Here is an 18,507-nt window from a genome sequence, read left to right on the forward strand (position 1 = left end):
TGTGCTCGAAGCGGCTGGACGCAGGCCGTGGCATCAGCCACAGTGGAGTGGTGAATACATCACCTCGGATGCCGGGCACACGCACGTACTCCGACATGGTCGCCTTGGGCAGCTCGTTCGCTGCCGGACCCGGAATCGAACCCGTAATCGACGACAAGGCAATGCGGTCCGGGAGAAACTACGCACACCTCATCGCCGAGGACCTGGGTGCCGCGCTCACGGATGCAACGGTGTCGGGTGCCACCACGGCCACGATCCTCGAGAAGAAGCAACGAGTCTCCACGACGCGGTTCGCCCCACAGATCGACGCAGTCCGAACCTCCACCGATCTCGTGACGATCACCGTCGGTGGAAACGATTTGGGCTATCTCGGCGCACTGCTCGGGTGTGCTGCGGCGAACCGGGTAGCGCACCGCTGGTACGGCCGTCCGGCGGGATGGTTGTTCCGAAAGGTGCTGTCCAAGAAGGACATCACCGACGGTCTCGTATCGGACACCACAGACTCCGTCGTCAGGATCATCGACGAGGTACGACGGCGTGCACCACACGCGCGGGTTGTGGTGGTCGACTACGCCCCGATCGTCGACGACACCACTGTTCCCAGCGACACCGTTCCTCTCACCGCCGAGGAGATTGCGTTCGCCCGCACCGTCTCGGCGACGTTGTCCGACATCTACCTCGCCGCCGGAGCGAAGACCGGGGCAGAGATCGTGTCCGCGTCGTCCTTCGAGTCCGGCCACGGTACCGGTACCGCACAACCCTGGGTTCACGGCTTCCGACCCAACGGACTTCTCGCCGGGTCGTTCCATCCGACAGCAGAGGGGATGCGCGCTGCAGCAGATCTGGTGTTGGAACTTCTCCGACGCAGCGACGGGACCGGAAACGGATCGAGCTAGGAATCAGATAAAGACGGGCCGAACGACAGACGGCCGAGTTCCGAAGCACGCCAGGTCTACTCGGTCCATCGATAGTCGAGGAACTTCCCGTCGAACGTCACCACGACACGATCTCCGTCATCGTGCGGGCGTCGTTCGATGTTCATCGTGAAGTTGATGGCACTCATGATGCCGTCGCCGAACTCCTCGGCGATCAGTTCTTTGAGCGCCGGGCCGTACACCTCCAGCGCCTCGTGGAATCGGTAGACCGTGGGGTCCGAGGAGATGCCGAGCGACCCACGATAGGGGGCCAGGGTCAGCTCGAACAACGAGCCTTCGGGCATGTTCAACTTCTCTGCGAGCACATCGGCCTGAGCGACGCTCAGCGGATGCTGGCCGTACAGTGCCGACACCGTCCATGCCACCGGCATGTCGATGGCCTCGGCCAAGCCGGCCCAACTGAATCCGGCACGTGCGCGTGCAAGTCGAACCTCCTTGATCAAAGGCTTGTCTTCGAAACCGGTCACGAGTTCTCTCCTACGTAGTCGTTCTGCACGCTCGGCCTCTCGAGACCACGCGCCTGGCTGCCCGACGTCCCAGTCTCAGCCGAGAACTTCTGGCTCGCAACATGTGGTCTCGATATCACGGGCGCTGCCCGATGTGTGTCGAGCCGCATCGAGACTCCGGTCGACATGCATGCTGGTATCCACAATCCGTGGATCTTGTGCACGTTCACCGCTCGGACACAACGAAAGTACTGACGACATGACGCAACTCGGTCTCGGCCTTGCCGCACTCGGACGCCCCGAGTACCTGACGGTGGGGCACTCGGCTTCGATAGAGGGGCGTTTCGATCCGGTCGCCCTCGAGCAGCTGTGCCACGCGGTACTGGACGCCGCATGGGACCGCGGAGTTCGACACTTCGACGTCGCGCGATCCTACGGGTTGGCCGAGCGGTTCCTCGGCAGCTGGTTGTCTCGACAGCCGAATCGGCGCGCTGACCTCGTGATCGGCTCCAAGTGGGGATACGCCTACGTCGCCGATTTCCAGCAGGGAGCCGAGGTTCACGAGGTGAAGGAACACTCGGTTGCCCGTTTGGCCGAGCAGTGGCCGCAGACCCTCCACGAACTCGGCGGTGCGCCCGACCATTACTTGATCCACAGCGTCACCCCGGACAGCCCGGCCCTGAGCGACGGTGCACTGCTCGACGACCTACGGGCCGTGGCAGACAGCGGTACCCGAATCGGCATCAGCACGAGCGGGCCACACCAAGCCGACGTCGTTCACGCAGCGCTCGAGACAGGGGTCTTCAGCTCGGTGCAGTCGACGTGGAACCCACTCGAGCCGTCTGCCGCTCCCGCACTGGCACGCGCACACGACGCCGGCTGGTTCGTCGTCGTCAAAGAAGCAATGGCCAATGGCCGACTCGTGGCCGAAGATTCAGCACTCGGCCGGGTCGCGGATTCGGCCGGCATCGGCCGCGACGCACTCGCGCTGGCGATTGCACTCGCGCAACCGTGGGCCGATGTGGTGCTGTCCGGCGCGGCCACCGCTACCCAACTCGAGCAGAATGTTGCTGCACTGTCCGTCGACCGCGAGCTGATCGTGGCGGCCGGCCTGGACAGCGCAGAAAATCCAGAGCGTTACTGGAACAACCGTTCCCACCTGCCGTGGACGTGACCGCCGATTCCACCAGGCTGCGTTGCCAGGCATGCTTTGGTCGATCTGGCGGGCCCTCTCATCGACGCGTCGCGGCGAACACGTCGACCGGATGCGGCACCCGAGGCCTGCCATCGGAACCGGGCACCGAGACCGCGTCCAGGTAAGCCCGCACCGGCCCGCGCAGATCTGGCGTCAGCCGGGCCTGTACGGCGAAGTCGAGCACCTCGTCGCTCGCGGAAGAGAGGTCGATCTTCGCGTCCAGGGCGACCACGCCGTCGAGAAAGATCCCGGCGTCGACGAAGGCACTCTCGACGTCGGCGCTGAACCACTGTCGGTGGCCCTGCAGCGGCGGGGCGAGAACGCCGACCAACGCGTTGAGCGCAGCCGTCGGCGCAATGGCCACCCAGAGCTCGCCGCCGGGTCGCAACAAGCCGAGCGCGGCACGCAGCGTCGCGCCCAGGTCGGGGACGTAATACATCGAGTGCACGAACATCACGACATCGAAGGTCTCGGCCACCGAGGATTCACCGAACGACGCGACGTACGCGTCGGAGCTGAGCTCGTCCGCCTCCAGCGCGGCCATCTTTGCGGCGAACCGCTCCGCGCTTCCCACCCAGGGGTCGACGCCGACGTACCGCACCGGTCGGCCGGGTACCCCCTGTATCAGCCCCGCGGCGAGCCGGGCGTCCAGCGAGCCGTCACCGCACCCCACCGACAGCACCGAGACCGGTCCGTCCCCGATCGCTGCCAGCCGGTCGGCGAAGTGCTCGGCGATCAGGCCGCGCTGGTCGGAGAGGCGCTCGAAGGCGGCATGCTCGCGTGCGTAGGACTCGGGCTCGAGGCCGGCCAAGGCCGGAGCACCACGCCGTGCCGCTCGCACACCGTCCAGAAGGACGGCCGCGATGTCGGTCGGAAGATTCGGAGCTATGTTGGACGTCACAGTGAGTCCATCATGACGCACCCACCCGGTGCTTTGCGGTCGGCTTCCAGAAGGAGTGGCATGAGCAGCGGAGATACAGCCGAACGCAGTCTCGAGCATTGGAGCGAAGCCGGTCGCACGGGTATGGAGGCGTTCTATGCCCTGGCCACCGAGGACTACCACCAGCTGGCCCTGGCCGCCGACTGGCCCGCACTGCTCGCCGCCCACGCGCACGACGGCTGGTCGCTGCTCGACGTAGCCTGCGGCAGCGGCAAGTTCCCGACCGCATTGCGCCGATACACCGATCTGTCCGCGGTACCCGAGGTGGCCTACGACCTGCTCGACCCGTCTGCGTTCTCTGTCGCCGAGGCGCGTGGGGCGCTCGGTGCGCCGTTCGTGGCTCGACACGACCTGGTGATGACGCTGCAGGACTTGCCCGCCGACCACACCGGCTACGACGTCGTATGGGCCACCCACGCCCTCTACGCACTTCCTCCGGCCGAGCTCGACGCCGCCACCGAGCGGTTCGTGGCTGCACTGGCCCCCGGCGGTCTCGGACTCGTCGCGCAAGCCACAGAAGCGTCCCACTACATCGCGTTCTACGACGCCTTCCGCGCAGGCGTCCGCGAAGCGACGCCGTACACAACGGCCGAGCAGGTGCGCGACGCGCTGATACGAGCCGGTGCGGACGTGCGCGACCAGCGCGTCACGTACACCACCTCGACATCCGATCGCCTTGTCGCCGAGGGCTTTCTGCAGCGCTGCGCCTTCGACGACTCCGTGTCGCTGGAGGAGATGGAGGCGGCACCGGTGTTGGGTGACTACCTTGCCTCCTGTCGCGACGAGTCCGGCTCCTACACCTTCTCGCACGAGGCGGCCCTGTTGTGGCTCTGAACCCGATGACCAATGAGCTTCTCCCCGAACAGAATCGCGACGGCGGTATCGATCAGGACTGGGCAGGTGACGATCAGGACTGGTGGGACTGGTACGTCACGCTGGCCGCCAACGACACGATGCCGACCGAGCTGGTCGACGGTCCCGGTCTACCGGACGTCGAGGCGGCGACGGACGCGCAGGTCGAACGTGAGCTTGCCGAGCCGTACGACCTCGACCCTGCTGCCGTCGAGTCCTTCGCTCGAGAAGCCTTCGTGCGGCTGCCCGCTGTGTTCTCGCCGGCCGTCGTACGTCGCCTCGCGGAGCGCCTCGAGGAGCTGCTGCGAGCCGAGCACGGCGACGACGTCGCAGGCCGATTCACCGCGTTGGAACAGATGTGGCTTCATGACGACCTGATGCGCGCCGTGGCGCTGTCTCCCCGAGTCGGGGGCGTGGCCGCGGCTTTGCTCGACGAACCGGCCGTTCGGCTCTATCACGACAACGCGCTGTCCAAGGAGCCCGGTTGCGGACGCACACCGTGGCACCACGACGCGGAGCATTTTCCGCTGCATACCACCCAAGCGGTCACTGCTTGGATGCCGATGTCGGCGATCCCCGGCCGAATGGGTCCGCTGTCGTTCGCTCGCGGCCGAGAGGTACTGGACGAGGTTGCGGACTTGGAGTTCGACAAGGTCGGCACGTCGTACGACGAGGCCGTCGCGCAGCGCTTCGGCGAGCGTGACGTCGCGGTGCAGTCGGAGCCGTTCGCAGTGGGCGACGTGTCGTTCCACTCCGCGCTGTGCTTCCACACCGCGGGGCCCAACCTGACCACTCAGCCTCGCCGAGCGCTGGCCACCACCTACTTCGCTGATGGGGCTCGAGTTGTGGAGTCGCCGACGCTGATCAGCGGCACGTGGCGCGAATTCCTTCCCGGTGTCGAGCCCGGCGGCCTTGCGAACTCCGAGCTGAACCCGGTGGTCGGCCGCCGCTGATTCGCGGCAGCAATGGCAGTTTCAGTGGACATACGTACACTGGATTCGGTGGGGAAGAAAACTCAGCGCACACAGGAGTTGGGTGAACTCGCTGAAATCACGCTTCGCGAGCTGGCGTCGGCCGCCGGTGGTGTTCGCGCAGTTCACTCGGCTATTGCACGACGCACATTTGCCGCCGTGAAACTCGGCGTCGGGCCGGCTGTCTTGCCGGCACAGCTGATGCACGACGCGATCGCCGCCGGCACCTACGCGAGCATCGTCGCCGCCTGCTCCGGCGCAGCCAAGGCAGTCGGCGCCCTGACCGGCAGTTTCGAAGTGACCGGCGACGACGTGACCGAGGACGACTCGCGGCCGTCACCCTCGCACACCACTCGCGGCGCACAGACGATCGCGGTCCTGCACGGTCTCATCGGCGACGACATGGAGCGAACCGCCCGGGTCCTCGCCTGTCCCATGTCGATTCGCGTCGACGGCCGCCCCGTGCCCCCGAAGTACCGCCCGCTGGCCGCGGCGTTTCCCACCGCGGGAGCGCATCTCGTGTTGTTCCTGCACGGGCTCGTCGAGACCGAAGCGGCATGGCGGCTCGGCGGGCGGCCCACATACGGGGAGCGGCTGGACTCCGAAGCCGGCACCACCTCGATCTTCCTGCGCTACAACACCGGACGTCGAATAGCCAAGAACGGTGCCGACCTGTCGGCCCTGCTCGAACAGCTCGTCGCGGCGTGGCCGGTCAGGGTTCACCGCATCACCCTGGTCGGTCATTCCATGGGCGGGTTGGTCTCACGCAGCGCCGCTCACCATGCCGCCGAGAGCGACCGCCACTGGGTGGACCTGCTGACTGACGTATTCACGCTGGGGACACCACATCTGGGCGCGCCGCTCGCACACGGCGTTCACGTCGCCACCGCTGCGCTGGCACTCGCACCCGAGACCCGGCCGTTCGCAAACCTGTTGGCGCGTCGAAGCGCCGGAGTCCGCGACCTGATCCACGGCGCAATCACCGAAGAAGAGGGACATGCCAGCTACGCCGACGGATTCGATGTCGGCGCGGCCATGGACATCTCGGTCCCGGAGGGGGTGCGGCATCATCACGCCTCCGCCGTCGTCACCGGAAATCCGCGACATCCGGTCGGGATCTTCGTGGGCGACGGACTCGTCCGGACCGACAGTGCCGAAGGACGAAACAAGCTGCGCAACATAGGACTTCGGCCGGACGATGGCCTGGCGATCAACAGCGCGCATCACTTCACCTTGCTGAACGACGAGAGGGTGTACGGCTGGATGCGGGGCGTTCTCGTCCAGGACGTGCCCACGAAAGCCTCGGACTGACCGAAAACTGTCCGAGGACATATCGATCGACCCACGATAGGGAGCACCACTGCTCCCCCACCCCGAGCGCTACCCGAGCATCGAGGTCAGCTCCGGTCGTTTGGCCGTCCGGCTGTCGCCCGAGGAACGTCTACGGAGTCGGCGAGTCAACCACGGCGCGAGAAACATGCCGGCCCAGGTGAGGTCGGCACGAACTCGGGAGACCAGACGCGGGCGTGTGAGCGGTGCCAGAGGGAGATTCCACGCGTCCGTGGCACCCGGCAGGTCCAGCGCATAGGCGGCAGCTGCGGCGAGCCGCGCATGTCCGGTCTCGTTCAGATGCAGACGGTCCCAGCTCCACAACCGCGGGTCCGATGCCACATCGTGCTGCTCGAGGTCGATCAATACGACTCCGAATTCCTCTGCAGCCCTGCGAATTTCGGAGTTCAGCTCGGTCATACGTTTCGCAATGACCGCCCGACCGGGGACCGGGTGAGCGAGACGGGGAAACGTCATGGTGATGACGGTGCAGTCGGCGGACCGCAGCGCGCCGAACATCGCGCCCAGTTCACCTGCCACGGTGCGAGCATCGAAATTCGGCCGCAAGATGTCGTTGACGCCGGCAGCAACGGACGCAACGCTCGGTCTCAACGCCAATGCAGCGGGCAACTGCTCGGCCCTGACCTGCGCGGCTTTGCGACCACGCACCGCGAGGTTCGCATAGGCAACCCCGTTTTCGCTCTCTGCCATGTGCTCGGCGAGCCGATCGGCCCAGCCACGAAAGCCCGTTTCCTCGTCGCCATCGTTCAGCCCCTCCGTCTGGCTGTCGCCGAGGGCCACGTAACGCAACTGGTCCTTTTCGTTCACCACGTCCACCGCTCCTCCATCGAGCAAAATATACAACAAGTTGTATATGAAAGTACTATGTGGAGTGCGCCACGGGTACTGTGCCGAATCATGTCGCTACGTGATGCCGTGCTCGCCGCACTGGTCGACGGGGAGCTGTCGGGCTACGACCTGTCCAAGGCGTTCGATGCCACTGTCGCCAACTTCTGGACCGCCACTCCCCAACAGCTCTATCGCGAGCTCGATCGAATGGATCGGGACGACGTGATCTCGGCGAAGCTGGTCGAGCAGGACGGTCGGCCCAACAAGAAACTGTTCAGGCTGACCGACAAAGGCCGTGCGGCGCTGCGCCAGGTCAGTCACAGGCGATCGAAACTTCCTGCTATTCGTGACGAGCACCTGGTCGCAGTCCACGCACTGGAGGCCGGCGACATCGAGCCTATGACCGCCGCGATCCGCGAACGAATGCAGCTCTCGCGCGACAAGCTGGCCAGGTACGACCGGATGGCGCACCGCCTGCTCGACGGACGCACCGAGACCGACTTTCTGGCGACCGCTGATCGCATCGGCCCCTACCTCACCCTGATGCGAGGACGAATGTTCGAGGAGGAATCGCTCCGCTGGGGTGCCCGCGTCCTCGAAGTACTCGACGCCCGCGCTGGTCGTAGATGAGCGCGGCATAACCCCGTCACTAGTCGCAAAGTTGTGTATGGTTCGCGGATAACAACCGGATCGTGGGCAGTCCCGGTCCGGGCCTCACTGAAGGAGATGACGCGTGCAGCTGTTCCGAGAAGCCGTAGAGGCGGACGACCACGACGCCATGGCCTCCACCCTTGCTGACGACGTCGTCTTCAGCTCCCCCGTCGCCTTCAAGCCGTACCACGGCAAGCAGACGACCGCGGCGATACTACGCGCCGTCACACGCGTGTTCCGCGACTTCCACTACGTCCGAACCGTCGACGACATCGGCGGCCGCGACCAAGTCATGTTCTTCGAGGCCCGCATCGACGACGTGACCGTGCACGGCTGCGACATCCTGCACCTCGATTCCGACGGCCTGATCGACGACTTCACCGTGATGGTCCGTCCGCTGTCGGCGGCGCAGGCACTCTCCCGCGCCATGGCTACGGAATTCGCCGCCGAGATGGCCTCGATCACTCCCACGGACAAGACCGGCTGACGCAGGCCCAGGTCGCGTACATGAAAGTCGCGTCCGACAGTCCGGGCCCCTGCACTGCTGCCGCTGTCTACTTTTCGGCGAGACCTAGTGCCGCTGAGAGATATTCACGCGAATCTCGAAACGTCTGCGCCACGCCGCGTCCCGCGACGGCTCCGTACCGACTGATCTGATCGTCATCGAGAAGGTCGAGCACAGTGGTGGAATCTGCGTGCATCCAACCGCCGTCTCGCACCAGTTCGTGGGCGCGTTTGCCCTGCAGGGCTGCAATTCCCTCGACCCTGATTCCTTTCGGATCGGTCGACACTGCGATGTAGTAAGCCTTCTTGCCGGGGTAACCGGCCTTGACCTTCGAGCGCAACCGCAAGACGGCATCGACGGCGTCATCGACGGCAGACGACTGCTCGTCGGAGCCCGATTCGGCAGCAGAGACGCGTGCAATCTCAGCATCCAGTCCAGCAAGCAAAGTGGCGAGGTACTCGAGATCGCTCATCAACTCATGATGCCCTACGACAGCAGACTCTCGAACCAGACCCGACGACGCTCACAATTCAGCTTCAGCTGAACCGGAGGCAGTCCCCGGGCCAACGCACTCAACATGGGGAGCCAGGTTTACACGTCAGAATCCCCAGCGCAAGATCGGGTGCGGTCGAATAAGCAACGCAGTCCGCCGAGTTCGATGACTCGTCCACTGAGATCCGGCAGGTTTCGCCACTCGATGCAGCAGACCAAGGTCAACACGAGCCGATACCGATCCCCAGATTCACAGCCCTAACCGAAATTGACACCTCGCAGGCAGGGCGGGGATTACTGCGACGGGCGTCGATTCGACCGATCGAGTCAATCGACTCCTCACCTTCGGATACCTGACTCCGATCGGCGTCGGATATCCGGAACCGAGGAGCTGATTCGACGCGGAGTAGGCAAGAAGAACTCCGAGCCCGGCACCGGGATCGGAGTGGTCGGAGCCTCCTAACGGGATTGAACCGTTGACCGCTCGCTTACAAGGCGAGTGCTCTACCGCTGAGCTAAGGAGGCAGTGAAGCGAGGCCAGCATATCCGTTCATCGGACGCTCAGTGTCAACAGGTACCTTGTCGGTGGATCACCCCAGCAACGTGTAAAGACGGTCATGACTTTCCTGCAAGACCTGACGGCTTCGCTGAGCCGTCTCACCGGTGAGCGTCGGGCCACCATCGATACGCCGACCGCAGCGCCGTCACCTCTACGCCCGATCGATCTGACCGACGATGCGTCGGTCGCGGAGGTTCTGGACCTCGCGGTTCGCGTCGGCGAGGTCTTGTTGGCCTCTGGCACTTCGGCGGTGGATACGGCAACGCAGGTGCAGTTCATCGCGGCGACGTACGGCCTCGCGCGGTGCGATGTCGACGTCACGTACAACTCGATCACTCTGAGCGCACACCGCGGCCCGACGCGGCCTCCGGCGTCGACGATGCGCATCGTGCATTACCGCTCGATGGACTTCACTCGTCTGGCCGAGGTCGACCGTCTCATTCGCGCGGTCCGCGTGAAGATGGTGCCGCCCAGTGTGGCTCTCGACCGGCTCGACGACATCACCAAGGCCCCGCACCCCTACAACCGCTGGATCGCGACCCTCGCCTGGTCCGGCATGGCCGCGGCCATCAGTGTGTTGCTCGGCGGTGGCCCCCTGGTGGCTGTGGTCAGCTTCCTGACGACGATGGTGATCGACCGCATCGGACGCGTCCTGAACCGCGCAGGCCTGCCGTTCTTCTTTCAGCAGGTGGTCGGCGGCTTCGTGGCCGCGACACCGGCGATCACTCTGTACAACTTCCAGGACCAGCTGAACATCAGCATTTCGCCGTCGCAGATCATCGCGGCCGGTGTAGTCGTGTTGCTGTCGGGTCTCTCGCTGGTCGGCTCGGTGCAAGACGCGATCACCGGTGCCCCGATCACGGCGTCGGCGAGGTTCTTCGAGGTGTTGATGATGACCGGCGGAATCATCGCCGGTGTCGCGACGTCACTGCGGATTGCGGCGTTGATCGGTAGCGATCTGCCTCAGATCAGCAATCTGGCACCGCCGGACATCCTGCAGGTCCCCACGAAGGTGCTCGCAGGCGCGGCAGCGTCGTTGTTCTATGCCCTTGCCTGCTACGCAGAACGGCGCGCGTTGACGGCTGCCTTTATGGGCGGTTTCGCAGGCTCCCTCGTCTACCTGCTGTCGCAGACGCTCAATGTGGGTCCGATCATCGCGTCGGCCATCGCCGCTGTCGTCGTCGGGTTCGCGGGTGGTCTGCTGGCGCGTCGTGCGCTCATTCCGCCGTTGATCGTGGCCGTTGCCGGGATCACGCCGTTGCTGCCAGGTCTCTCTCTGTATCGCGGTCTGTACGCGATTCTGAACGACCAATTACTGCTGGGAATCAGCTCATTGTTCGCAGCGTTCGGCGTCGGTTGCGGCCTGGCCGCCGGCGTGACCCTGGGTGAGTGGGGTGCCCGTACCCTGCGCCGCCCGCGCATCCTGGCGCGCACCGAGGAACTACTGCGCCCGACGCTTCGCCGCAAAGAAGAACCGCGCCGACCGACGGTTCGTCGGCGGCGCGGCACGGGTACTTCGTAACGCGAAGATCAGGCCTCGGCGCTGGGGGTTCCCTCGGCAGAGGCGCGTGCAGCAGCGTCGGCTTCCATGGCCTCACGCAGGCTGCGCGGACGCATATCGGTCCAGTTCTTCTCGACGTACTCCAAGCACGCAGCGCGGGTGTCTTCACCGAAGACGACACGCCATCCCTGAGGGACCTCGGAGAACGTCGGCCACAGCGAATGCTGGTCTTCGTCGTTGACCAGCACGAAGAAGCGTCCGTCTTCGTCATCGAACGGGTTGGTACTCATCTCGCCTCACTCGTCGCGAACGTTTGTTTGGTAAGTCTGCACCGTGAGGTGCCACACGACCCTAGCAACGCAGGTCGGGCTGTGGTGCCGTCAGGCCTTCAGAAAGCCGAGCAATTCCGCATTGACTGCCTCGGGACGCTCGAGATATCCGTAGTGGCCGGCATCTGCGATTTCGACGTACCGGGCACCTGGAATGGCGTCCGCCAGCTCCTTGCCCAGGTAGGCGGGGATCATCCGATCGTCGGCGAACCCCACCGACAGGCACGGCACCGAGACCCCCCGGTAAGCCGAAGTTCGATCGAAGTCGTCCTCCATCCCCAGCTGGGCACGCACTCCGGCCGAGGGCGAGGAGGCCGAGAACTCGAACAGATCCAGCCAATCGCGGGCACTGCGCCCGTCACGCAACGTCGCAGGCGACAGGTTCATCACTGCCGTCACCGCCGCCGAGTACGTGCCGGGGAGCTCGACCCGCTTGTCGTAGAGGGCCCGCTCACCGTGGGCGAGGGTCTTCTGAAACTCGTCCACTCTGGCGTGACCGGCGAGGAACACGGCCTTGCGCACCAGATCAGGCCTGGCCAAGGCCAGCTCCTGCGCGACGCGTGAACCCATCGACGTGCCGACGACGAAGGCCTTCTCCTCGCCGTTGCGGACGAGTTCGATCAGGCCCGCGGTATCGGCGACCATGGATTCGATCGTGATGCCGTGAGTACTCTCCGACGACGGCGCGATGCCGCGATTGTCGAACGTGCACACCCGATACCCCGCTGCTGTGAGAGCGGGCACCTGGTGCAGCTCCCACACGCGGCCGGGACTACCGGTACCCATAACGAGAACCACCAGGTCTCCACTGCCTTTGACCTGGTAATTAATGTCGATGCCGTTGATCTTGGCGATAGGCATAGGTCTCCTCACTGCTGATGCGTTCGTCGGCGATCGTATCGTTCGGGACCGACACGGGGTTACTCGTACAGCCAGTGGGTACCTGCAGTTACATGACTGACGAGAACGTAGCGGGCGAAGCACGCAAGGGATTGCTCGACGGAATCAAGGGCAAAGCCAAAGAGGTCGTGGGCGCGGTGACCGGCAACGACTCGTTGACTGCAGAGGGTCAGTTGCAGGCCGCCCAAGCGCGCGAGCGCAAGGAGGCCCACGCCACCGAGCGGGTAGCGGAGGCTCAGGCCACCGATGCCGGCGAGGAACTGGCCGACGTGCGCACAGCTGCCGAGAGTCGCAGGGAGGCCGCGGAGGAAAATGCCGCGGTGACCGAGGCGCAGGCAGATCGAGTTCGCGAGACACAGGTGGCTGCAGCCGAACAGAACAAGCGCGAGACCGTGGCGCAGGAGCGCGCAGCCGCGGAGGTCGACGCCACTGCCGAGCAGATCGAAGCCGACGAGGACAGGCGCATCGAGCAGGCCGCCGCCGACTCCGACGAAATGGTGGCCGCGCAGAAGCACCAGGAGGCACTTCGTCAGGCCGAGGCCGATCGCAAGAAGGCCGAAGAGCTCCGCAACCAAGCCTGAACCACTACCGCAAAACAGGAGTTTCGTTTCATGAGCGTTCTAGCCATACCGATGACCATTCTTCGCATTCAGTACAAGATCGCTCGAATTCCGTTGCAGCTCATCGAGACCAACGTTGTCGAGAAGATGAATGCGGAATCGCCCGCCCGCCTGGTGTACGAGCACACACTCGGATCACTGGACCGCGCCGTCGGGAACCTGTTGGGCGACAAGAGCCTTGCGGATCGTGGCGAGACGTTGGTCGACAGCACCGAGAACCGAGCAGAGGCAGCTCGGTTGGACGCCGAGGCCCGCGCCAAGAAGGCCGCTGCGGACGACGAGCTGAAGGTGGCTCGCGAGACTGCAGAGAAGGATCGCCGAGCCGCCGACGCCGCTGCCCAGGAAGCAGCACGCGACGCTCGCCAGGAGGCCGAGCAGCGCAAGCGCGAGGCTGCTCAGGAAGCCGAGCGTGAAGCCGCCGCCAAGAAGAAGAAGGCCGACGAGCAGGCTGCGGCAGCGACAAAATCAGCCGAGGATCGCAAGAAGGCTCAGCAGGCTCAGGTCGACAAGCAGGAGAAGCTGGCCGCAGCGCCGTCCGAGGCCGAATTGGCCGAGGCTGCAGAGCGTTCCAGGGAAGCTGACGCCAAGAAAGATGAAGCAGAGCGCATCGAAAAGCTGTTCATCGCCGAGAAGAACAAGGACTGACCATCCTGATTCACTCGAATTGAGCTGATGGTCAACTTCTTCCAGCCCCGCACCGTGTTCTCGGTGCGGGGCTGGTTCCGTGTGTGGGTGGTTATGTGATGTGGGGTCCGGCTCGGGCGTGGGATTGTCGGGGTTCTCGGTAGGGGTCGACGGTGGCGGGTGGGATGAACCAGGGGTGGTTGTCTGTGCCGATGAACACTTCCCAGTCACTGTGGTGGATGAGTCGGTGGTGGAATCCGCAGAGCAGAACCAGGTTGTTCATGTCGGTGGGTCCGCCGTCGGTCCAATGCCAGATGTGGTGACCTTCGGTCCAGGCTGCGGGTTTGCCGCAGCCGGGGAACGCGCACCCGTGATCGCGGGCGGTGAGGGCGCGTTTCTGTTTCGCGGTGACGGTGCGGGCGGTGCGGGCCAGATTGATCGGGGAACCGTTCTCGTCCATGACGATCGCGGTGAGAAGGCAGTCGCAGGCCAGTTGGCGGGACGTGTTGCGGGAGAGTGGTCCCATCCAGGGCAGCCAGCCGACAGTGGTGCCGTCACCGAACAAGTCCCGATACGCACGACGATCCGCGGTGGGGCCGGTGGCGCTGTCGCAACCGTCAGCATCACCGCCGCCGGTGCTGCCGCTCACGCTATCGGATTCGGCTGCGGTGCCGGTGTTCTCGTCACTACCACTACCACTATCGCCTGCTGCAGTTCCGCGCAGATCGGTGAGATCTTTCAGGCTGATGTGCAGGTTGAGGTGCGGCTTTTCGCCGCCTTCGGTGGGGCGGTTACTCGAGGCGAGGTAGCGGTCGAGGATGTGCCCGAACGCCTCGGCGCGGCGTAGAGCGGGGCTACGTTCGTCCTGGGTGCCGTCGGCTGCGGGTCGGGGTTCGGTCAACGGCGAGAGTGCGGCGAGGAGTTTTTCACCGGTGATCGCATCGAAGTCACCTTTCAACGCCAAACGCCCGTTCAAGGTTTTCGAGGCGAAGAGTTCGTTGCGGTCGGTGTCCTCGGGTGGCGGCTTCTTGCCACCGTAGGTGTCCTCGAGTTTGGTGATCGCTTCACGGATGCGGTCGGTACGTGCGCCGGGTCCGGTCGCAGCTTTGATCATGGCAGCGCGGGCGATGTCGCGACCCTCCTGCGGGAGGTTCTTGGGTGGTGTTTCGGCAAAGGTGAGGATCAACGCGGCATGGTCGACGGACATCACGCCGGTGTTCACGGCGTCGGCGATATCGGGGAAGTTCTTCAGTCCGCGTGCGAGGGCAACGATCTTGGTGGCTTTGCTGGGGCTGAGCAGGGTGGTGGAGGTCAACCACCCTGCGGGTCCGGGGAAGCCGAGTTTCTCGCGGGCCACGCGGGTGTCGATTTCGGCGACGAGGGCGATGCGGTGGGCTTCCATCAACTGGATTCGGTGGGAGACATCGGCAACGTCGGCGAGGAGTTCTGCCTCGCTCAGTTGCCAGATCTCTGTGGTCATGGGATTAAGTGTATCGAACGCATGTTCTATACACAATGATCGTCGAATCGAAAACTATTGCCCTGCATAATTATTCGGAAATTTAACCTTGTCGGTGAGCCATGCTAGGCGAGTCGACCACCAACCCTGAACGTCGCTCGGTATGCACTGGGCGAAACACCCAGCTCCGCAGCAAGCTGGTTTCTCAACGATGTCGCGGTGCCGAATCCGGTGTCGTGCGCGATGCGTTCGACGGTCAGATCCGTGTTCTCGAGCAACTCCCGTGCACGCTGCACCCGCTGCGCCACGATCCAGCGGGCCGGGGAGACACCGACTTCGGCCATGAATCGGCGGGAGAACGTCCGAACACTCATCGACTGCCGTCGCGCCAGGTCCTCCACCGACAGTGGCGCACCCAACTTACTCAGCGCCCACTCCTGCGCGTCCGCCGTCGATGTGCCGTGCGTCCGCGGTACCGGGGTGTCGATGTACTGCGATTGACCGCCGCTGCGATGGGGTGGCACGACGGTTCCTCGGGCCACCCGATTGGCCACTGCCGCACCGAAATCCTGACGAATCATGTGCAGACAAAGATCGATTCCCGACGCCTCCCCTGCCGCCGTCAGTATGTCGCCGTCCTCGGTATAGAGCACGTTCGGATCGAGCAGGACCGTCGGATACAGCTCGGCGAATCGGGAGGCCGACTTCCAGTGCGTGGTAGCCCGTTTGCCGTCGAGCAGCCCGGCTGCGGCGAGAACGACCGCGCCTGTGCAGATGGACGCCAATCTCTGATTCGTCACCACACGGAACAGGGGCGAGACTGCTACGACGTCGGTCTCATAGTCGGCGTCGGAGGCCGGAACGATCACGGTATCGGCCTCGGCCACGGCGTCGAGTCCGCGTTCGACGAGTATCCGGACATCGGAGTCGGTCCTGATCAGACCTGGCACGTCAGTGCAGGTGACCACCTCGTACAGCGCATCGCCGGAATCTGATTGCGCCTGCCCGAACAGGCGGTGCACGATGCCCAACTCCATGGCAAGAAGGCCGTCGCGCACGTAGACGGCAATGCGATGCGTCATGGTCGAATCCTGCCACGTGGCATTTCCTCTAGCGCGCCGACCAACCTCCCGGTTTACTGTTGACTCGGCGACGTGGACAACCGCGACGTCCGACGCAAGCACGACGAACAGGAGCCGGCTCCAACGATGAGGGAACAGCGCACGCTTTCGCCGATATTCGCGGCTCTGGTGATCGTCGGGGTTCTTGCCGTCCCACGGCTGGATCTGCCCTGGGCGGGAATTGCGGGTTGGGGACTGGCATTCGTCGCGGCAGCGGCCTGGCTCATCACAACACTGCGGCCGCGGCGCGCGAGCCGACACGGGTAGCCGCGCCACACACATTGTGGCCGAAATCTTGCACAAGTTGTCATTTATGCCACTGTTGTCCGCAGGCCTACTGACCCAGGATCGAGTGCATGAACATCCTGTGGGTCTACGCCCATCCAGAAGCCCGCTCACTGAACGGCTCTCTGCGAGACGCAGCACTGAAGCGACTCCGCGCCGACGGCCATACCGTCGAGCAGTCGGATCTGTATGCGATGCAGTGGAATCCGGTGGTCACCGCCGAGGATTATGCCCACGATCCGACGGAGCGATTCCAGGTGGCGACCGCATCCAGCACCGCCCTCGCGGCCGGCACCCAGACCCAGGACATCGTGGCCGAGCAACAGAAGTTACTGCGTGCCGACGCCGTCGTACTGCAGTTTCCGCTGTGGTGGTTCTCGATGCCCGCGATCATGAAGGGCTGGGTAGATCGCGTGTTCGTCGAGGGATTCGGCTACGGCATCAGGGCATCCGACGGCAGCACCCGGCGCTACGGCGACGGAATGCTCGCCGGAAAGCGCGCGATGGTCGTCGTCACCATGGGCGGCAGCGAACACACCGTCTCCCCACGCGGTATCAACGGCGACCTGGACGAGATGCTGTACCCGATTCAGCACGGCATCCTGTTCTATACCGGCATGTCCGTCTTGCCACCGGTGCTCGTGGCGAGCGCCGACCGGATGGCCGAGTCCGATTACGCCGCAGCGGAATCGGAACTCCTCCAGCGAGTGAAGAGTCTGCACACCGAGGAGCCCATCCCCTACCGCACCCAAAACGGCGGCGACTACGACCGGCGATTCGTGCTGCGCACCGACGTCGAGGCCGGGGACACCGGCATGCGAGTACACACCGCCCCGTGATCAACCGAGAATGCGAGCGAGAAACGCACCGATGTTGTCTTCGACTGCAGCGGTGCGGGTCTCGACATCGAAGTCTTCCTTGAACTGCCGACCCAATGCCGGGGTCTTCTTCTTCCGCGCATAGAGCGAGCACGCGAGGTCCGAGCAGATGTAGGTACCCACCGTATTTCCACGCCTGCCGGATTCTCCGGCCTTTGCAGCAGCCATCAGCGAGACCCCGCCGTTTGCGTGTGTGGTGAGGCAGATGCTGCACATCTGCGCCGTGCGTGGCCCTCCGGGCTTGTAGCGCAACGCGATTCCGCGCGGAGCGTCCCCGGAAGGCACGATGATGTAGCTTCTTCCGGCGAGCTTCGGATCCACCCAACCGAAGAAGTCGAGATCGTCCCACGGTACTGCGTCGAATGCCTCGGGAAGGGTGACCCGTTTGGCGTCGCCCTTGGACGAATTGACGAACGACGACCTGATGTCGCGTTTGGAGATCGGTTCCATGTCACTGCCTCCAGTGCTGTAAGAGTGTGTCGATGCCGTCGAGGATGCGTGTCCACGACTGCTGCGAGTCGGGTGCACTGTGAGCGAACGAGCCGGCCGCGTCGAGGCTGGCATAGCCGTGAAAGACACTGCCGAGCAATCGGACTGCATGGACCTGATCCTCTTCGCCCAGGTCGTACCCCCGGAGGATCGCCTTCATCATTGCCGAGTGACGCACTCCCGCACTCGCAAGAGCGGTCTCGTGATCGAGCGGAAACTGCGTCGCCGCATAGCGACCGGGATGCTCACGCGAATAGTCGAGATATGCGTTCGCGACGGCAACCAGAGCATCCTTTCCTGCTCGGCCCGCGAGAGCCTCCGACACCCTGTCTGCCAGTTCCTCCAACGCCAGCAGCGCGATGCCGACGTTCAACTCGTGCGAGTTCTTCAGATGCGAATACAGGCTCGCCACCTTGACGTCGAAGCGTCGTGCCAACTCGCTCGCAGTCACGCGATCGAAGCCGACCTCGTCGGCCAGGTCCGCTCCTGCTGCCACGATGCGCTGCGCGGTCAATCCTGCGCGTGCCATGCCGGCCTCCTCCTCTGCTGAAGAAGACCGTAGCCGAAACTAATACCT

The 18,507-nt window shown here is 64.4% G+C and carries 22 protein-coding genes and 1 tRNA gene; 12 read left to right on the forward strand and 11 right to left on the reverse strand.

From position 1 onward, the window contains the following. The first annotated feature begins 50 nt into the window (after window positions 1-50). Entirely contained in the window at window positions 51-896 is an 846-nt protein-coding gene (locus tag CH305_RS04170; RefSeq protein ID WP_143545233.1) for an SGNH/GDSL hydrolase family protein, read from the forward strand. A 56-nt stretch (window positions 897-952) separates the two neighbouring features. On the opposite strand, the gene cynS is transcribed toward CH305_RS04170, so the two are convergent. Next, window positions 953-1,402, reverse strand: a complete 450-nt coding sequence (gene cynS, locus CH305_RS04175) for a cyanase (RefSeq protein WP_094702839.1) — start codon at window positions 1,400-1,402, stop codon at window positions 953-955. A 238-nt stretch (window positions 1,403-1,640) separates the two neighbouring features. Here cynS and CH305_RS04180 point away from each other — a divergent pair, with 238 nt between their 5' ends. Continuing rightward, window positions 1,641-2,555, forward strand: a complete 915-nt coding sequence (locus CH305_RS04180; RefSeq protein ID WP_094702841.1) for an aldo/keto reductase — start codon at window positions 1,641-1,643, stop codon at window positions 2,553-2,555. Between the two features lie 58 nt (window positions 2,556-2,613). Here CH305_RS04180 and CH305_RS04185 read toward each other — a convergent pair whose 3' ends face one another. Then, window positions 2,614-3,477: a bifunctional 2-polyprenyl-6-hydroxyphenol methylase/3-demethylubiquinol 3-O-methyltransferase UbiG gene (locus CH305_RS04185; protein WP_179278179.1), complete on the reverse strand. Its 864-nt coding sequence runs from the start codon at window positions 3,475-3,477 to the stop codon at window positions 2,614-2,616. 60 nt (window positions 3,478-3,537) lie between these two features. On the opposite strand from CH305_RS04185, the gene CH305_RS04190 reads away from it, so the two are divergent. Genes CH305_RS04190 through CH305_RS04200 form a run of 3 tightly spaced genes read left to right on the forward strand, consistent with a single transcriptional unit; the run spans window position 3,538 to window position 6,650 of the window. After that, window positions 3,538-4,350 carry a class I SAM-dependent methyltransferase gene (locus tag CH305_RS04190; RefSeq protein ID WP_176458140.1) on the forward strand — a complete coding sequence of 271 codons (813 nt, stop codon included), beginning with the start codon at window positions 3,538-3,540 and terminating at the stop codon, window positions 4,348-4,350. A 5-nt stretch (window positions 4,351-4,355) separates the two neighbouring features. Further along, window positions 4,356-5,321, forward strand: a complete 966-nt coding sequence (locus CH305_RS04195; protein ID WP_094702877.1) for a phytanoyl-CoA dioxygenase family protein — start codon at window positions 4,356-4,358, stop codon at window positions 5,319-5,321. 48 nt (window positions 5,322-5,369) lie between these two features. Next, window positions 5,370-6,650 (forward strand): triacylglycerol lipase, encoded by a 1,281-nt coding sequence (locus tag CH305_RS04200; protein WP_256983526.1) that lies wholly within the window; start codon window positions 5,370-5,372, stop codon window positions 6,648-6,650. A 69-nt stretch (window positions 6,651-6,719) separates the two neighbouring features. Here CH305_RS04200 and CH305_RS04205 read toward each other — a convergent pair whose 3' ends face one another. Beyond that, window positions 6,720-7,499, reverse strand: coding sequence for an SGNH/GDSL hydrolase family protein (locus CH305_RS04205; RefSeq protein ID WP_218828568.1), 780 nt, complete (start codon window positions 7,497-7,499; stop codon window positions 6,720-6,722). Between the two features lie 87 nt (window positions 7,500-7,586). On the opposite strand from CH305_RS04205, the gene CH305_RS04210 reads away from it, so the two are divergent. Both CH305_RS04210 and CH305_RS04215 read left to right on the forward strand, forming a co-directional pair. Continuing rightward, window positions 7,587-8,147 (forward strand): PadR family transcriptional regulator, encoded by a 561-nt coding sequence (locus CH305_RS04210; protein ID WP_094702881.1) that lies wholly within the window; start codon window positions 7,587-7,589, stop codon window positions 8,145-8,147. Between the two features lie 103 nt (window positions 8,148-8,250). Continuing rightward, on the forward strand, window positions 8,251-8,655 hold the full coding sequence (locus CH305_RS04215; RefSeq protein ID WP_094702849.1) for a nuclear transport factor 2 family protein: 405 nt from the start codon (window positions 8,251-8,253) through the stop codon (window positions 8,653-8,655). Between the two features lie 67 nt (window positions 8,656-8,722). On the opposite strand, the gene CH305_RS04220 is transcribed toward CH305_RS04215, so the two are convergent. Together CH305_RS04220 and CH305_RS04225 are read right to left on the reverse strand one after the other, a co-directional pair. Continuing rightward, the gene (locus CH305_RS04220) at window positions 8,723-9,145 is read right to left on the reverse strand and encodes a hypothetical protein (RefSeq protein WP_037172685.1); all 423 of its coding nucleotides are present in this window, start codon (window positions 9,143-9,145) and stop codon (window positions 8,723-8,725) included. 473 nt (window positions 9,146-9,618) lie between these two features. Beyond that, window positions 9,619-9,690, reverse strand: a tRNA-Thr gene (locus tag CH305_RS04225). 92 nt (window positions 9,691-9,782) lie between these two features. On the opposite strand from CH305_RS04225, the gene CH305_RS04230 reads away from it, so the two are divergent. Then, on the forward strand, window positions 9,783-11,246 hold the full coding sequence (locus CH305_RS04230; RefSeq protein WP_032376227.1) for a threonine/serine exporter ThrE family protein: 1,464 nt from the start codon (window positions 9,783-9,785) through the stop codon (window positions 11,244-11,246). Between the two features lie 8 nt (window positions 11,247-11,254). On the opposite strand, the gene CH305_RS04235 is transcribed toward CH305_RS04230, so the two are convergent. Then, a complete protein-coding gene (locus CH305_RS04235; RefSeq protein WP_032376226.1) occupies window positions 11,255-11,515 on the reverse strand; it encodes an MbtH family protein in 261 nt (86 codons plus the stop codon). A 90-nt stretch (window positions 11,516-11,605) separates the two neighbouring features. Further along, window positions 11,606-12,415, reverse strand: a complete 810-nt coding sequence (locus CH305_RS04240) for an alpha/beta fold hydrolase (RefSeq protein WP_032376225.1) — start codon at window positions 12,413-12,415, stop codon at window positions 11,606-11,608. Between the two features lie 92 nt (window positions 12,416-12,507). Between CH305_RS04240 and CH305_RS04245 the strand changes: the two genes are divergently transcribed. Together CH305_RS04245 and CH305_RS04250 are read left to right on the forward strand one after the other, a co-directional pair. After that, window positions 12,508-13,035, forward strand: coding sequence for a general stress protein CsbD (locus CH305_RS04245; RefSeq protein ID WP_094702883.1), 528 nt, complete (start codon window positions 12,508-12,510; stop codon window positions 13,033-13,035). A 30-nt stretch (window positions 13,036-13,065) separates the two neighbouring features. After that, entirely contained in the window at window positions 13,066-13,719 is a 654-nt protein-coding gene (locus tag CH305_RS04250; RefSeq protein WP_094702851.1) for a hypothetical protein, read from the forward strand. 91 nt (window positions 13,720-13,810) lie between these two features. Here CH305_RS04250 and CH305_RS04255 read toward each other — a convergent pair whose 3' ends face one another. Next, on the reverse strand, window positions 13,811-15,178 hold the full coding sequence (locus CH305_RS04255; protein ID WP_094702853.1) for an HNH endonuclease signature motif containing protein: 1,368 nt from the start codon (window positions 15,176-15,178) through the stop codon (window positions 13,811-13,813). Between the two features lie 104 nt (window positions 15,179-15,282). Next, window positions 15,283-16,239: a GlxA family transcriptional regulator gene (locus CH305_RS04260; RefSeq protein ID WP_179278180.1), complete on the reverse strand. Its 957-nt coding sequence runs from the start codon at window positions 16,237-16,239 to the stop codon at window positions 15,283-15,285. 126 nt (window positions 16,240-16,365) lie between these two features. Between CH305_RS04260 and CH305_RS04265 the strand changes: the two genes are divergently transcribed. Together CH305_RS04265 and CH305_RS04270 are read left to right on the forward strand one after the other, a co-directional pair. Beyond that, window positions 16,366-16,545 carry a hypothetical protein gene (locus CH305_RS04265; RefSeq protein WP_143545235.1) on the forward strand — a complete coding sequence of 60 codons (180 nt, stop codon included), beginning with the start codon at window positions 16,366-16,368 and terminating at the stop codon, window positions 16,543-16,545. Between the two features lie 89 nt (window positions 16,546-16,634). Further along, a complete protein-coding gene (locus CH305_RS04270) occupies window positions 16,635-17,402 on the forward strand; it encodes an NAD(P)H-dependent oxidoreductase (protein WP_094702857.1) in 768 nt (255 codons plus the stop codon). On the opposite strand, the gene CH305_RS04275 is transcribed toward CH305_RS04270, so the two are convergent. Both CH305_RS04275 and CH305_RS04280 read right to left on the reverse strand, forming a co-directional pair. After that, window positions 17,403-17,891: an FBP domain-containing protein gene (locus CH305_RS04275; protein WP_094702859.1), complete on the reverse strand. Its 489-nt coding sequence runs from the start codon at window positions 17,889-17,891 to the stop codon at window positions 17,403-17,405. Window position 17,892: 1 nt separating this feature from the next. Then, on the reverse strand, window positions 17,893-18,459 hold the full coding sequence (locus CH305_RS04280) for a TetR/AcrR family transcriptional regulator (RefSeq protein WP_032376221.1): 567 nt from the start codon (window positions 18,457-18,459) through the stop codon (window positions 17,893-17,895). Window positions 18,460-18,507: the final 48 nt, after the last annotated feature.

The organism is Rhodococcus sp. 15-649-2-2 (genome assembly GCF_002258645.1).
Classification (GTDB): domain Bacteria; phylum Actinomycetota; class Actinomycetes; order Mycobacteriales; family Mycobacteriaceae; genus Rhodococcoides.